Origin of the sequence: Microbacterium sp., from assembly GCF_047606385.1 — a bacterium.
Taxonomy (GTDB): Bacteria; Actinomycetota; Actinomycetes; order Actinomycetales; family Microbacteriaceae; genus Microbacterium.
On sequence record NZ_JASGEL010000135.1, the window covers coordinates 14,265 to 28,717 of the forward strand.

13 protein-coding genes are annotated in these 14,453 nt (G+C 70.1%); 2 read left to right on the forward strand and 11 right to left on the reverse strand.

The window, feature by feature from the left end; translation table 11 throughout:
• Positions 1-2: 2 nt before the first annotated feature.
• The 5 genes from QM626_RS14160 to QM626_RS14180 all read right to left on the reverse strand — a co-directional run bounded on the left by QM626_RS14160 (position 3) and on the right by QM626_RS14180 (position 5,081).
• Entirely contained in the window at positions 3-437 is a 435-nt protein-coding gene (locus QM626_RS14160) for a cytochrome c oxidase subunit 4 (protein ID WP_415077607.1), read from the reverse strand.
• A 3-nt stretch (positions 438-440) separates the two neighbouring features.
• On the reverse strand, positions 441-2,195 hold the full coding sequence (ctaD, locus tag QM626_RS14165) for a cytochrome c oxidase subunit I (RefSeq protein WP_415077608.1): 1,755 nt from the start codon (positions 2,193-2,195) through the stop codon (positions 441-443).
• Positions 2,196-2,197: 2 nt separating this feature from the next.
• Positions 2,198-3,097 carry a cytochrome c oxidase subunit II gene (coxB, locus tag QM626_RS14170; protein WP_415077609.1) on the reverse strand — a complete coding sequence of 300 codons (900 nt, stop codon included), beginning with the start codon at positions 3,095-3,097 and terminating at the stop codon, positions 2,198-2,200.
• A gap of 154 nt (positions 3,098-3,251) precedes the next feature.
• Positions 3,252-3,629 carry an iron-sulfur cluster insertion protein ErpA gene (gene erpA, locus QM626_RS14175; protein ID WP_415077610.1) on the reverse strand — a complete coding sequence of 126 codons (378 nt, stop codon included), beginning with the start codon at positions 3,627-3,629 and terminating at the stop codon, positions 3,252-3,254.
• 39 nt (positions 3,630-3,668) lie between these two features.
• Positions 3,669-5,081: a dipeptidase gene (locus tag QM626_RS14180; RefSeq protein ID WP_415077611.1), complete on the reverse strand. Its 1,413-nt coding sequence runs from the start codon at positions 5,079-5,081 to the stop codon at positions 3,669-3,671.
• A 46-nt stretch (positions 5,082-5,127) separates the two neighbouring features.
• Between QM626_RS14180 and QM626_RS14185 the strand changes: the two genes are divergently transcribed.
• Positions 5,128-5,685, forward strand: a complete 558-nt coding sequence (locus tag QM626_RS14185) for a DUF3043 domain-containing protein (protein ID WP_415077612.1) — start codon at positions 5,128-5,130, stop codon at positions 5,683-5,685.
• Between the two features lie 7 nt (positions 5,686-5,692).
• Here the strand turns inward: QM626_RS14185 and QM626_RS14190 are convergent, their stop codons facing one another.
• From QM626_RS14190 to dnaE, 5 genes are all read right to left on the reverse strand, one after another.
• Positions 5,693-6,724 carry a quinone-dependent dihydroorotate dehydrogenase gene (locus tag QM626_RS14190; protein ID WP_415077613.1) on the reverse strand — a complete coding sequence of 344 codons (1,032 nt, stop codon included), beginning with the start codon at positions 6,722-6,724 and terminating at the stop codon, positions 5,693-5,695.
• Between the two features lie 11 nt (positions 6,725-6,735).
• Positions 6,736-7,188, reverse strand: a complete 453-nt coding sequence (gene nrdR, locus QM626_RS14195; RefSeq protein ID WP_415077614.1) for a transcriptional regulator NrdR — start codon at positions 7,186-7,188, stop codon at positions 6,736-6,738.
• A 12-nt stretch (positions 7,189-7,200) separates the two neighbouring features.
• Positions 7,201-8,502: a histidinol dehydrogenase gene (hisD, locus tag QM626_RS14200; RefSeq protein WP_415077615.1), complete on the reverse strand. Its 1,302-nt coding sequence runs from the start codon at positions 8,500-8,502 to the stop codon at positions 7,201-7,203.
• Positions 8,503-8,534: 32 nt separating this feature from the next.
• On the reverse strand, positions 8,535-9,407 hold the full coding sequence (locus QM626_RS14205; RefSeq protein WP_415077616.1) for a hypothetical protein: 873 nt from the start codon (positions 9,405-9,407) through the stop codon (positions 8,535-8,537).
• An 85-nt stretch (positions 9,408-9,492) separates the two neighbouring features.
• Complete coding sequence (gene dnaE / locus QM626_RS14210; RefSeq protein WP_415077639.1) at positions 9,493-12,963, reverse strand: DNA polymerase III subunit alpha; 3,471 nt, start codon at positions 12,961-12,963, stop codon at positions 9,493-9,495.
• An 85-nt stretch (positions 12,964-13,048) separates the two neighbouring features.
• Between dnaE and QM626_RS14215 the strand changes: the two genes are divergently transcribed.
• Positions 13,049-13,522, forward strand: a complete 474-nt coding sequence (locus tag QM626_RS14215; RefSeq protein WP_415077617.1) for an NUDIX hydrolase — start codon at positions 13,049-13,051, stop codon at positions 13,520-13,522.
• 9 nt (positions 13,523-13,531) lie between these two features.
• On the opposite strand, the gene QM626_RS14220 is transcribed toward QM626_RS14215, so the two are convergent.
• Positions 13,532-14,452 (reverse strand): RluA family pseudouridine synthase, encoded by a 921-nt coding sequence (locus QM626_RS14220; protein WP_415077618.1) that lies wholly within the window; start codon positions 14,450-14,452, stop codon positions 13,532-13,534.
• Between the last annotated feature and the right edge of the window lies 1 nt (position 14,453).

Genomic DNA, 14,453 nt, shown 5'->3' on the forward strand with positions numbered 1-14,453 from the left:
GATCAGCGCGCGAAGTATCCGCGGTAGTACTCGAACACCCAGCCGACGATCGCCACGACGAACACGCCGAGGCCGATCGGAAGCATCCACGTGCCGACCGCCAGCGCGATCGCGCCGAGCGCGACCGAGAAGGCGAGCACGAGCGGCCACCACGACCAGGGGCTGAACTCGCCCATCTCCGGGTCGCCGTCGTCGATGTCCGCGGTGAGGCGGTCCTCCGGCAGCTCACCGCCCTGCGCCTTGTGCACCCGCGAGATGTAGAACCCGATCATCGTCGACATGAAGCCGCCGAACAGGAGGGCGACCGAGCCGACCCACTCGACGCCCTCGTACCACGGCAGGTCCGGGTGGGCCAGGATGTTCCAGCCGGTGTAGACGATGTCGATGAAGAAGAAGAAGCCGACCAGCAGCCACCAGATGACGGTGTTCGAGCGCATGGCCTACTTCACCTCTCCGGTCTCGGCGTCCACGACGGGCGCGTCCGGCGCGTCCTTGCCCGGCCCCACGCCGACCGGCAGGGCGGCCTCGGGGTGATTCAGGTCGAACGCCGGGCGCTCGCTGCGGATGCGCGGGATCGACGTGAAGTTGTGACGCGGCGGCGGGCAGCTGGTCGCCCACTCGAGCGAGCCGCCGTAGCCCCACGGGTCGTTGCTGGTGACCTTCGGCGCCTTGCGGGCCGTGATCCACACGTTGAAGACGAACGGGATGACCGATGCCGCGAGGATCATCGACCCGATCGTGGAGACCTGGTTCTCCCACGTCCAGCCGTCGGCCGCCGAGTAGTCCGCGTAGCGGCGGACCATGCCGTCCACGCCCAGCCAGTGCTGGATGAGGAAGGTCATGTGGAAGCCGATGAACAGCAGCCAGAAATGGATGTAGCCGAGCCGCTCGTTGAGCATCTTCCCGGTCCACTTGGGCCACCAGAAGTAGAAGCCCGCGAACATGGCGAACACGACCGTGCCGAACACGACGTAGTGGAAGTGCGCGACGACGAAGTACGAGTCGGAGAGCGCGAAGTCCAGCGCCGGGGAGGCGAGGATCACACCGGTCAGGCCGCCGAACACGAACGAGACGAGGAAGCCGAGCGAGAACATCATCGGTGTCTCGAAGGTCACCGATCCTCGGAACATCGTGCCGATCCAGTTGAAGATCTTCACGCCCGTCGGCACCGCGATGAGCATGGTCATGAAGGCGAAGAAGGGCAGCAGCACCGAGCCCGTGACGTACATGTGGTGCGCCCACACCGCGACCGAGAGCACGGCGATCGCGATCGTCGCGTAGACGAGGGTCTTGTACCCGAAGATCGGCTTGCGGCTGAACACGGGGAACACCTCGGAAACGATGCCGAAGAACGGCAGCGCGATGATGTACACCTCGGGGTGGCCGAAGAACCAGAACAGGTGCTGCCACAGCAGCACGCCGCCGTTGGCCGGATCGTAGATGTGCGCGCCCAGGACGCGGTCGGCGGCGGCGGCGAGCATCGCGGCGGCCAGCACGGGGAAGGCGATGAGGACCAGGATGCTGGTGATCAGCGTGTTCCACGAGAAGATCGGCATCCGCCACATGGTCATGCCGGGCGCGCGCATGGTGATGATCGTGGTGATGAAGTTCACACCGCCGAAGATCGTGCCGAAGCCGCTGATGCCGAGGCCCAGCATCCACAGGTTGCCGCCCACGCCGGGCGTGAACGAGGCGCTCGCGAGCGGCTGATACGCGAACCAGCCGAACGAGGCCGCGCCCGAGGGGGTCAGGAAGCCGGCGACGGCGATGATCGAGCCGAACAGGAACAGCCAGAACGCGAACGCGTTCAGACGCGGGAACGCGACGTCCGGAGCGCCCAGCTGCAGCGGCAGGATCGCGTTGGCGAACCCGGCGAACAGCGGCGTCGCGAACATCAGCAGCATGATCGTGCCGTGCATCGTGAACAGCTGGTTGTACTGCTCCTTGGTCTGCAGGATCTGCATGCCCGGCTCGAACAGCTCGGCACGGATGATGAGGGCCATCACGCCGCCGAGCAGGAAGAACAGGAACGAGGCGATGAGGTACATGTACCCGATCGTCTTGTGGTCGGTGGAGGTGATCCACTTGACGATGATGTTGCCCTTCTCCGCGGTGCGCGAAGTGGTCAACAGCGCCGCCTGACGCGGCGGGAGAGTGCGGGTGCCCGGTTCCTGAAGCGGAAGTGTCGTCGCCATGATCACTCGTCTCCCTCAGCGGTGGTCGCACCGGTGCCCGGCTGGTTGTCCAGCCGGTCGTAGGCCTGTTGGATGTCGCCAGTCTGGCCCGCGGCGCGGAGGCTGTCGAGGTACGCCTCGTACTCCTCGTCGCTGACCACCTTCACCTGGAAGAGCATCATCGAGTGGTACTCGCCGCACAGCTCGGCGCACTTCCCGGCGTAGGTGCCCTCGCGGGTCGGCGTGAACGACCACGAGTTGTCCTTGCCGATGTACATGTCCTTCTTGTAGAGGAAGTCGATGATCCAGAAGGAGTGGATGACGTCGCGCGACTGGAGGTTGATCGTCACCGACTCGTTCACCGGCAGGTAGAGCGTCGGCAGCGCGTCGGTGTCGACGTTGCCCTCGGCGTCGGTCTGCGCCTGCACGCCCATGGTCCACACCGTGTCGGAGCCGTCGGCGTCGGTGCCGTTGTACTCGAAGTCCCAGGACCACTGCTTGCCGATCGCGGTGATCGTCACGTCGGGGTTCTCATCCACCGTCTGCAGGATCGTCTGGTCCCGCGCGGTGAACGCGAAGAAGCCGAGCACCAGGATCAGCGGCACGACCGTGTAGAAGATCTCGATCGGCATGTTGTAGCGCAGCTGCACCGGCAGACCGGTGTCGCTCTTGCGGCGGCGGTAGACGACCATCGCCCAGAGCATCAGCGCCCAGGTGACGATGCCGACGGCCAGCAGCACGATCCAGGAGTTCACCCAGAGGCTGGCCACCATGTCGGTGTTGTTGGTCGCGGCCTGGCCGTCGTCGGTGAAGCCGGGCAGGAAGCCATGCAGCTGCTGCGTCGTGCAACCGGTGAGGATGACCGCCGTCGCGGCAACCCCAGCGGGGAGGACAGCCCAACGCAGTCGACGTTTCGAAGGCACGGTGCACCTTTCCGGGTCACGAATGAAGCTCCTTCAGTCTAGAGCAAGCTCACACCCGGTTCTGGCCAAGCGCCCAGGAACGACGACGACGACGGCGCGGCCGATCCCCGTGATTCCGGGGTTCGACCGCGCCGAGAAAGTCGCGCGGAAAAGCTCAGTGGAAGCTGTCGCCGCAGGCGCAGGAGCCCTGCGCGTTGGGGTTGTCGATCGTGAAGCCCTGCTCCGAGATGGTGTCCTTGAAGTCGATCGTCGCGCCGTCCAGATACGGCACGCTCATGTCGTCGACGATCACCTCGACACCGTCGAAGTCGACGACCTTGTCGCCGTCGAGGTAGCGCTCGTCGAAGTAGAGCTGGTAGATCAGGCCGCTGCATCCGCCGGGCTGGACCGCGACCCGCAGACGCAGGTCGTCACGGCCCTCCTGGTCGAGCAGGCTCTTGACCTTCGCCGCGGCGGCGTCGGTGACGAGCACGCCGTGCTCACGGGTGGTCTCACGGGTGGTCTGGCCGTCGGCCAGCACGGTGTCGGTCATGGTTCTCCTTGCGGACGGCGCGGTCGGATGTCGTCGATTCTACGCGTCCTGCGGCGTGTCGGGCCGGTGCGCGTCGAGTTTCTCCAGCAGCAGCGCCTCGGCGGCCACGGCACGGCGGAACGTGTCGAGATGGAGCGACTCGTCGGGGCTGTGGGCGCGGGTGTGCGGATCCTCCACCCCGGTGACGAGGATCTGCGCGCCGGGGAAGGTCTTCACCAGGTCGGCGATGAAGGGGATCGATCCGCCGACGCCGACGTCGACGGCGGGCACGCCGTAGCCCTCCGCGAGGCTGTCGCGCGCGAGGTCCACGGCCCAGCCGCCGGTGTCGACGAGGAAGGCGTCCCCGCAGTCGACGTCGCTGAAGGTCAGCTGCGCGCCGAACGGCGCGTGCGCGCGCAGGTGCGCCTCGATGGCCTCATACGCGTCACGGGCGCTCTGCCCTGGCGCGACCCGGGCGCTGACGACGACCCGCACCACCGGGGAGAGCGTGTTCGACGCCGCCTCGACGCTCGTGAAGTCGAGCCCGGTGACCGTGATCGCCGGCTTGTTCCAGATGCGTCCGAGGATCGGGCCGGTGCCGATCGGCGACACTCCCTCGGGGAGGCCGGCCTCGTCGCGCAGCGTCTCCTCGTCGTAGCCCGGGGTCTGCGCGTCGCGGCCCCGCAGACCCGCGACGGCGACGGATCCGTCCGCGTCCCACAGCGTCGCCAGCAGCCGTACCGTCGCCATCATCGCGTCGGGCACCGCGCCGCCGAACATGCCGGAGTGGGAGGCGTGGTCCAGCGTGCGAACGGTGAGGGTGAAGCGCGCGTTGCCTCGCAGCGAGACGGTCAGCGCCGGCGTCCGCGCATCCCAGTTGCCGGAGTCGGCGACGACGATGGCGTCGGCGCGCAGCGCATCGCGGTGGTCCTGCAGGAACCGCGCGAACGAGCGCGAGCCGTACTCCTCCTCGCCTTCGACGAACAGGGCGACGCCGAGGTCGAACGAGTCGCCGAGCGCGTCGTGCAGCGCCCGCAGCGCGGCGATGTGCACCACGACGCCGGCCTTGTCGTCGGCGGCGCCGCGGCCGTACAGCCGCCCGTCGCGCACGGTCGGCTCGAACGGCGGCGACTCCCAGAGCTCGTCGTCGCCGGCGGGCTGCACGTCGTGGTGCGCGTAGAGCAGCACGGTGGGCGCGCTCCCCCGCGCGGCCCGGGTCGCGAGCACCGCCGGCTGGCCGAGCTCGCCGGTGTCGTCGACGGCCGAACGGGCGATCTCGACCCGATCGAAGACCCCGGTGGACGCCGCGAGCGCCGCGACCGCCTCTGCGCTGCGCTGCACCTGCGCCTGGTCGAACGCGGGCCATGCGACCGACGGAATGCGCACCAGCGACCCCAGATCGGCCAGCGCACGGGGGATGCCGGCGGCCGCAGCCGTGCGCACGGCGTCCTTCCGGGTCTGCTCAGAGGTCATGCGGGTAATCTTAGAAGGCACCGTTTTCCGACCTCTCGAGGACCCCGTGGCCAAGACCTCCGCCGATTCCGCCCCGAACGACGCCGACGCCCCGCACGGCAAGGGGCGCCCGACCCCGTCGCGCGCCGAGCAGGAGGCCGCCCGGCGCCGGCCGCTCGTCGCGGACACCAAGGAGGCCAAGCAGCGTCAGCGGGCCGAGGCCGCGCAGCAGCGCGAGAAGGCGCGCGCCGGCATGGCCGCCGGCGACGACCGCTACCTGACCGCTCGCGACAAGGGGCCGCAGCGTCGGTTCGTGCGCGACTGGGTCGACTCCCGGTGGCATGTCGCCGAGCTCGTCATGCCCGTGATGGTGATCGTGCTGCTGCTGATGTTCGTGAACGTGACCGCGGTGCAGACCGGGGCGTATGTCGCACTGTGGGCGTTCGTGCTGTTCGCGGTGATCGACATGGTCATCACGTCGGCCCGGGTCAAGCGCGCGGCGCGCGCGAGGTTCGGCGACCGGATCGAGAAGGGGCTGGGGTGGTACGGCGCGATGCGCATCGTGCAGATGCGGTTCATGCGGCTGCCCAAGCCGCAGGTCAAGCGCGGCGACCGCGTCTCGTGACCGCGCCTCAGGTGCGACGGGACGCCGCCAGGGCCCGGTTGATCTGACGCGCCCAGAGCGGGCCGCGGTAGAGGAACGCGGTGTAGCCCTGCACGAGGTCCGCACCGGCATCCAGCCGCTCCCGCACGTCGGCGGCGGTCTCCACTCCCCCGACCGAGATCACGCAGAAGTCCGCCGGGACGACCGCGCGGACGATGCGCAGCGCCGCCAGGGCGCGCGCCTTCAGCGGTGCGCCGGACAGGCCCCCGTCGCCGGCGGCCGCCACGACGGCGGGGTCGGTGCGCAGCCCCTCGCGCGAGATCGTCGTGTTGGTCGCGATGACGCCGGCGAGCCCCAGGTCGACGGCGAGCGTCGCGACGGCGGCGATCTCGTCGTCGGGCAGGTCGGGCGCGAACTTCACGAGCAGGGGCGTGGAGCGCGCCGCGTCCCGCACCGCCGCCAGCAGCGGTCGCAGCGTCTCGACGGCCTGCAGCCCGCGCAGCCCGGGCGTGTTCGGCGAGGACACGTTGACGACGAGATAGTCGGCCAGCGGCGCCAGCAGCGCGGCGCTGCGGACGTAGTCGCCGGTGGCGTCCGCGACGTCCACCACGCGGCTCTTGCCGATGTTGACGCCCAGCACCGGACGCCGGCGCCGACGGCGCAGCCGCTCCAGCCGGACGGCGGCCGCGGCCGCGCCGCGGTTGTTGAACCCCATCCGGTTCACGACCGCGCGATCCGGGATCAGCCGGAACAGCCGCGGACGCGGATTGCCGTCCTGCGGGATCGCCGTGACGGTGCCGACCTCGACGTGGCCGAACCCGAGCGCGAACAGCCCGGAGGCTCCCCGCACGTCCTTGTCGAAGCCGGCGGCGACGCCGAAGGGCGAGTCGAGGTCGAGTCCGAGCGCGCGGGTGCGCAGCGACGGGTCGGGACGGGTGAGCGCCCGCGCGAGCCATGCGAAGGGCGGCACCCCCAGCATCCGGATCACGAGCATCGCCGCGTGGTGCGCGGTCTCGGGGTCCATGCGCGACAGGACGGTGCGGAACAGCAGCGGATACATCGTGTGCCAGGCTACCGGGGGTGGTCGGCGCGCAGCAGCGCGATCGACGACTCGAAGTCCTCGAGCGATTCGAACGCCTGGTAGACGCTCGCGAACCGCAGGTAGGCGACCTCGTCGAGCTCGCGCAGCGGACCGAGGATCGCCAGCCCGATCTCGTTCGTGTCGATCTGCGACGATCCGGTCTGGCGCACCGTCTCCTCCACGGTCTGGGCGAGCACCGCGAGGTCGGCCTCGGTCACGGGCCGCCCCTGGCAGGCCTTGCGGACACCGGACATGACCTTCTCGCGGCTGAACGGCTCGATCACGCCGGAGCGCTTGATGACGTTCAGGCTCGCGGTCTCGATCGTCGAGAACCGTCCGCCGCACTCGGGGCACTGCCGGCGGCGGCGGATGCTGAGCCCGTCGTCGCTCGTGCGCGAGTCGACGACCCGCGAGTCGGGATGGCGGCAGAAGGGGCAGTGCATGACAGCGACAGACTAACCGGCGAATCTGGCTTCGACCGCCTCGCCGTGGGCGGGCAGCGCCTCGGCGTCCGCGAGCGTCACGATCGCCTCGCGCACCTGGGCGAGCGCGTCGCGGTCGTAGCGGATGACCTGCTGCGGACGCAGGAACGTCGCCGCCGACAGTCCTGCCGCGTAGCGGGCCTGTCCGCCGGTGGGCAGCACGTGGTTGCTGCCGGCGAGGTAGTCGCCCAGACTCACCGGCGCGTTCTCGCCGACGAACACCGCGCCGGCGTTGACGAACTCGTCCGGCCGCGGGTCGCGCAGGTGCAGCTCGAGGTGCTCGGGCGCGTAGGCGTTGCTGAACGCGGTGGCGGCGGGGATGTCGTCGACCAGCACGATCGCGGACTGCGGGCCGTCGAGGGCGACCGCCACGCGCTCGGCGTGCCGGGTGCGCGGCGCCCGGATCGCGACCTCGGCGACGACCCGCTCGGCGAGGTCGGCGGAGTCGGTGACGAGCACGGCGGAGGCCTGCTCGTCGTGCTCGGCCTGGCTGATGAGGTCCGCGGCGACCAGGCTCGCGTCGGCGGCCTCGTCCGCAACGATGAGGATCTCGGTCGCGCCCGCCTCCGCGTCGGTCCCGACCAGGCCCGCCACGGCGCGCTTGGCGGCGGCGACGAAGTTGTTGCCGGGTCCGGTCACGACGTCGACCGGCTCGAGCCCGACGGCGTCCACCCCGTAGGCGAGCGCGCCGATCGCACCGGCGCCGCCCATCGCGTACACCTCGTCGACACCCAGCAGACGTGCCACCGCGAGCACCAGCGGGTGCACACGGCCGTCGTGATCGCGCTGCGGCGGCGAGGCGAGCGCGACCACGCCCACGCCGGCCACCTGCGCGGGCACCACGTTCATCACGACGCTGGAGGGATAGACCGCCTTGCCGCCGGGCACGTACACGCCGACGCGGCGCACCGGCTGCCAGCGCTGCTCGACCACGGCGCCCGGGGCCAGCTCGGTCACGATCGGCGCCGGGACCTGCGCCGCGGAGGCGAGGCGGACGCGCTCGATCGCCGCTTCGACGGCGGCGCGCACGTTCTCGTCCAGCCCGGCGACGGCGTCGTCCAGGTGGGATGCCGGCACCCGCAGCGCGTGACCGGCCACGCCGTCGAAGCGCTCCGCCTGCTCGCGCAGAGCCGTCTCCCCCCGCGCTGCGACGTCGTGGACGATCTCCGCCGCCGTCGCGAGAGCGTTCGAACGGGCGACCTCGGCGCGCGGGACGGCGGCGAGGAGCTCGGCCGCGGACAGCGTGCGGCCGCGGAGATCGATGGTGCGCAGCATCCTGCCAGGATATCGCGGGGCGCTCGCGGGCCTCAGCCGCGGGTGAGGCCGGACACGTCGTGCAGGTAGCCGAGCCGGCCGTCCTCGTGGCGGACGACGAAGACCTCGCCGCGGTCCTCGATCACGAGGGCCCAGGCGTCGGGGCCGATCTGGAACAGCGGCGCTCCGGACTCGTCGAGGACGTCGCGCGGCTCCGGCGCCAGCGCCCAGAACGCCTGCGGCGCGGGGGCCTGCTCCTCGACGACGACCGGCTCGTGGGCCGCGGTCTGCGTGGCGTCGGCCTCGAAGACGGGGCGCGGCGCGGCCGGGCGCGGCGAGATCGGACGCAGCGGCCGGGCGTTCGGGTGCGCGAGCGACTCCGGACGGTGCCGGAAGTCTTCGCCGAACACCGGCAGGAGCGGAGCGAACACCGTGAACACGACGCCGCCGAGCGCCAGCACCGTCTCGACCCACGCCACCCAGGTGGTGCCGACGTAGCCGCCGGGGAGAGCCGCCACCAGGCGCCACGCCAGCGAGATCCAGTAGACCGCCGCGACCGAGAACGCGACGGAGGCGAACTGGTCGACGCCGAGCGAGCCCACGCGGCGGATGCCGTCGGGCGACAGCCGGCGCAGCGCGAGGAGGAACACGGCGGCGGTCGGCAGCGCGATCGCGAGGATCCAGTCGATCCCGCCGGTCCACACCGAGGGACCGACGACGCCGAGGGCGGCGTACGTGGGGAAGAACGAGAACACGAACGCCAGCAGCCAGATCCCGCCGAGCACGACCTCCCGGATGGAGAACGGCCCGACCCCGTGCTGGGGTGGAACGGCGGGCTCCGCGTCGGCGATCTCGTCGCCGGCGCCGACCTCGTCAGCGGTGAACACTTCGTCGGCGTCGAACTCGCCGTGCACGTCGTCCGTCATGTCGGATCCTTCCGGGGAGGTGAGACCGGGGCCTCGAAGACCCTCCGATCCTAACCACGCATCGTGAAGGATCCAGTCGATGTCGTCATCCGAGACACGCGGGCCCCAGCAGTCCCTTCAGCTCGCCGAAGAGATCGGCGGAGACCGTCACCGGATGCGGCACCTCGAAGACCTTCGCCACGCCGGCCCGGTGCAGCTTGAGCGTGACCTCGGTGTCGCCGCGGTGACGCTCGAGCACGCGCGCCAGCTCGTCGACGACGACCTCGCTGGCGCGCTGCTCGGGGATGACCAGGACCAGCGGGCCGCCGGCGTCGATCGCCCCGAGGTCGGGCGTGAACGCGCTCTGCGCGTGGAGGTTCATGCCGTCGTCGCGGCGCGACACGCGGCCGCGGACGACCATGATCGCGTCGGCGGCCAGCATCGAGGCGAACTCGGTGTAGGTCTTGCCCATGAACATGACGGTGATCTCGCCGTTGAAGTCCTCCACGGTGATCATGCCGTACTGGTTGCCGCTCGACTTCGCGACCCGGTGCTGCACGCTCGTCACGAGGCCCGAGATCGTCACCTGCTCGCCGTCGGCGATGTCCTCGGACGCCAGCAGATCGTGGATGCCGATCGAGGCATGCTTCGCCAGCGGCACCTCGAGACCGGCCAGCGGATGGTCGGAGACGTACAGGCCGAGCATCTCGCGCTCGAACGCGAGCTTGTCCTTCTTCGTCCATTCCGGCCGTGCGGGCACCTTCTGCGCGGCCGCCGGCTCGTCCTCGCCCCACAGGCTGTCGAAGTCGAAGCCGACCTCGCCGTTGGCCTCCCGGCGCTTGTCGAGCACCGCCTGCTCGACGGCGTCCTCGTGGATCTCCAGCAGGGCGCGGCGCGTGTCGCCCAGCGAGTCGAACGCGCCCGCCTTGATGAGGGACTCGACGGTGCGCTTGTTGGCCACGTGCGGCGGCACCTTGCCGAGGAAGTCGTGGAACGAGGAGAAGCCGCCGCCCTGCCTGGCCGCCACGATGCCCTCGACGACGTTCGAGCCGACGTTGCGCACGGCGCCCAGGCCGAAGCGGATGTCCTCGCCGACGGCCGCGAAGTACTTGATCGACTCGCCGACGTCGGGCGGCAGCACCCTGATGCCCATGCGGCGGCACTCGTTGAGGTACACCGCCATCTTGTCCTTCGAGTCGCCCACGCTGGTCAGCAGCGCGGCCATGTACTCGGCCGGGTAGTGCGCCTTGAGGTACGCGGTCCAGTACGACACCAGGCCGTACGCGGCGGAGTGGGCCTTGTTGAACGCGTAGTCGGAGAAGGGGACCAGGATGTCCCAGAGGGTCTTGATCGCCTCCTCGCTGAAGCCGCCGACCTTCATCCCCGCCTCGAAGCCCTCGTACTGCTTGTCGAGCTCGGACTTCTTCTTCTTGCCCATGGCGCGGCGCATGATGTCGGCCTGGCCGAGGCTGAACCCGGCGACCTTCTGCGCGATGGCCATGACCTGCTCCTGGTAGATGATCAGGCCGTACGTGGTGTCCAGGATGTCGGCGAGCGGCTCGCCGAGCTCCGGATGGATGGGGGTGATCTCCTGCTGCCCGTTCTTGCGCAGCGCGTAGTTGATGTGCGAGTTCGCGCCCATCGGGCCGGGACGGTACAGCGCGATCACGGCCGAGATGTCCTCGAAGTTGTCGGGGCGCATCAGGCGCAGCAGCGACCGCATCGGTCCGCCGTCGAGCTGGAACACCCCGAGCGTGTCGCCGCGGCCGAGCAGCTCGTACGACTCCGCGTCGTCCAGCGGCAGGTCTTCGAGCACGAGCGGCTCACCGCGGTTGGCGACGATGTTGTCGAGGGCGTCGTTGATGATCGTGAGGTTGCGCAGCCCCAGGAAGTCCATCTTGATCAGGCCCAGCGACTCGCACGACGGGTAGTCGAACTGGGTGACGATCTGGCCGTCCTGCTCGCGCCGCATGATCGGGATGATGTCCAGCAGCGGGTGGCTGGACATGATGACGCCCGCCGCGTGCACGCCCCACTGGCGCTTGAGGTTCTCGAGCCCGACCGCCGTGTCGAACACGGTCTTGGCCTCCGCGTCGCTCTCGATGAGCGTGCGGAACTCGACGGCCTCCTTGTAGCGGGGATGCTGGGGGTCGAACATGCCGGAAAGCGCCATGTCCTTGCCCATGACCGCGGGCGGCATCGCCTTGGTCAGCCTCTCCCCCATGCTGAACGGGAAGCCGAGCACCCGCCCGGCGTCCTTCAGCGCCTGCTTCGCCTTGATGGTGCCGTAGGTGACGATCTGGGCCACCCGGTCGTCGCCGTACTTGTCGGTGACGTACTGGATGACCTCGCCGCGACGGCGGTCGTCGAAGTCGACGTCGAAGTCGGGCATCGAGACGCGGTCGGGGTTGAGGAACCGCTCGAAGATGAGGCCGTGCTCGAGCGGGTCGAGGTCGGTGATGCGCATGGCGTACGCCGCCATCGATCCCGCGCCCGAGCCGCGACCCGGACCGACGCGGATGCCGTTGTCCTTCGCCCAGTTGATGAAGTCGGCGACCACGAGGAAGTAGCCGGGGAACTTCATCTGCGTGATGACCTCGACCTCGTACTGGGCCTGCGTGCGCACCCGGTCGGGCACACCGGCGGGATACCGGTAGTGCAGGCCCTTCTCGACCTCCTTGACGAACCAGCTCTCCTCGGTCTCGCCCTCGGGCACCGGGTAGCGCGGCATGTAGTTCGCGCTGGTGTCGAACGCCACGTCGCAGCGCTCGGCGATCAGCAGCGTGTTGTCGCACGCCTCCGGGTGGTCGCGGAACACCTGCCGCATCTCCGCGGGCGACTTGATGTAGTAGCCGTCGCCGTCGAACTTGAACCGCTTGGGGTCGTCGAGCGTGGATCCCGACTGCACGCACAGCAGGGCGGCGTGACTGGTCGCGTCGTGCTGATGGGTGTAGTGCGAGTCGTTGGTGGCGATCAGCGGGATGTCGAGGTCTTTCGCGATCCGCAGCAGATCGGTCATGACGCGCCGCTCGATCGACAGGCCGTGGTCCATGATCTCGGCGAAGTAGTTCTCCTTGCCGAAGATGTCCTGGAACTCGGCGGCGGCGGCGCGTGCGGCGTCGTACTGGCCCAGCCGCAGGCGCGTCTGCACCTCGCCGGAGGGACAGCCGGTGGTCGCGATGAGGCCGTCGCTGTAGGTCTGGAGCAGCTCCCGGTCCATGCGGGGCTTGAAGTAGTAGCCCTCCATGCTCGCCAGCGACGACAGCCGGAACAGGTTGTGCATGCCCGACGTGTTGCGGCTGAGCAGTGTCATGTGCGTGTATGCGCCGCCGCCCGACACGTCGTCGTCGGACTGCTCTGGAGAGCCCCACCGCACCCGCGCCTTGTCGCTGCGATGCGTGCCGGGGGTGACGTAGGCCTCGATCCCGATGATCGGCTTGATGCCCGCCGCCGTCGCGGCCTTGTAGAACTCGAAGGCGGCGAACGTGTTGCCGTGATCGGTGACGGCGATCGCCGGCATCCCTTGCAGGGCCGCCTCGGCCACCATCGGACCGATGCGGGCCGCCCCGTCGAGCATGGAGTACTCGCTGTGCACGTGGAGGTGTACGAAGGAGTCGGCGGCCACCCCCCGAGTCTACGAGCTGCCGCCGTAGGGTGAGGGGATGCCGACACCTGACTTCGTCCTCGAGCTGCGCCGCTACGTCGGCACCCGCCCGCTCTTCCTCAGCGGCGTGACGGCGGTGATCGTCCGCGATGACGAGGTGCTGCTGGGCCGGCGCAGCGACAACGGCGCGCTGACACCGGTCACCGGCATCATCGATCCTGGCGAGGAGCCGGCCGATGCCGCGGTGCGCGAGGCGCTCGAGGAGGCCGGCGTCGTCATCCGCGCCGACCGGCTCGCGTGGGTGCACCAGATCCCGCGGGTCACCTACGACAACGGGGATCAGACGGACTACCTCGACCTGACCTTCCGGTGCAGCTGGGTCTCCGGCGAGCCGGAGCCCGTCGACGGCGAGATGACCGAGGTCGGCTGGTACCCGCTGGCGGATCTGTCGGCCCTCGGCGACGAGATGCGCGCCCGGGTCGAGGCGGCACTGTCGGAGGGGCCCGCCGCCCGATTCGAGGGCGGTCGCTGAGGCCGGGGATCAGTCGCCGCGCAGCACGTCGAGGGCGTGCTGCAGATCGGCCGGGTAGGGCGAGACGAAGCCCACGCGCTCCCCCGTCGCCGGATGCGCGAACGCCAGCTCGTGCGCGTGCAGCCACTGCCGGGAGAGGCCGAGTCGCGCCGACACGGTGGGATCGGCGCCGTAGAGGGGATCTCCGACGCACGGATGCCGGTGAGCCGCCATGTGCACGCGGATCTGATGCGTCCGACCGGTCTCGAGATGGATCTCCAGCAGCGAGGCGCCGGGGAACGCCTCGAGCGTGTCGTAGTGCGTCACCGAGTCCTTGCCGGCCGGGGTGACGGCGAACTTCCACGGATGACTCGGATGCCGCCCGATGGGGGCGTCGATCGTGCCCGACAACGGATCGGGGTGGCCCTGCACGACCGCGTGGTAGATCTTCTCGACCTCGCGCTCCTTGAAGGCGCGCTTGAGGGCGGTGTAGGCGCGCTCGCTGCCGGCGACCACCATGAGCCCGCTCGTGCCGACGTCGAGCCGGTGGACGATGCCCTGCCGCTCGGCGGCCCCGGTCGTCGCGATGCGGTAGCCGGCGGCAGCCAGCGCGCCCAGCACCGTCGGCCCGTCCCAGCCGAGCGACGGATGCGCCGCGACGCCGGCGGGCTTGTCGACCACGACGATGTCGTCGTCGTGGTACACGATCCCCAGGTCCGGCACCGCGATCGGCACGACCCGCGGCTCCTCCTTCGGCGCCCAGGACACCTCGAGCCAGGCGCCGCCGCGCAGCCGGTCGCTCTTGCCGAGCGTGCGACCGTCGAGGCTCACGCCCCCGGCGTCGGCGACCTCCGCCGCGAACGTCCGGGAGAACCCGAGCATCTTCGCGAGCGCCGCGTCGACGCGCACCCCGTCGAGACCGTCGGGGACGGGCAGCGACCGCGACTCCACG

Bases quoted from the DNA above. Each gene is read 5' to 3' on its own strand.
- QM626_RS14160 (WP_415077607.1), bottom strand. From the start codon at position 437: ATGCGCTCGAACACCGTCATCTGGTGGCTGCTGGTCGGCTTCTTCTTC.
- QM626_RS14180 (WP_415077611.1), bottom strand. From the start codon at position 5,081: ATGACCTCTGAGCAGACCCGGAAGGACGCCGTGCGCACGGCTGCGGCC.
- nrdR (WP_415077614.1), bottom strand. From the start codon at position 7,188: ATGCACTGCCCCTTCTGCCGCCATCCCGACTCGCGGGTCGTCGACTCG.
- dnaE (WP_415077639.1), bottom strand. From the start codon at position 12,963: ATGCTCGACGGGGCGGCCCGCATCGGTCCGATGGTGGCCGAGGCGGCC.
- QM626_RS14190 (WP_415077613.1), bottom strand. From the start codon at position 6,724: ATGTATCCGCTGCTGTTCCGCACCGTCCTGTCGCGCATGGACCCCGAG.
- hisD (WP_415077615.1), bottom strand. From the start codon at position 8,502: ATGCTGCGCACCATCGATCTCCGCGGCCGCACGCTGTCCGCGGCCGAG.
- QM626_RS14205 (WP_415077616.1), bottom strand. From the start codon at position 9,407: ATGACGGACGACGTGCACGGCGAGTTCGACGCCGACGAAGTGTTCACC.
- erpA (WP_415077610.1), bottom strand. From the start codon at position 3,629: ATGACCGACACCGTGCTGGCCGACGGCCAGACCACCCGTGAGACCACC.
- ctaD (WP_415077608.1), bottom strand. From the start codon at position 2,195: ATGGCGACGACACTTCCGCTTCAGGAACCGGGCACCCGCACTCTCCCG.
- QM626_RS14215 (WP_415077617.1), top strand. From the start codon at position 13,049: ATGCCGACACCTGACTTCGTCCTCGAGCTGCGCCGCTACGTCGGCACC.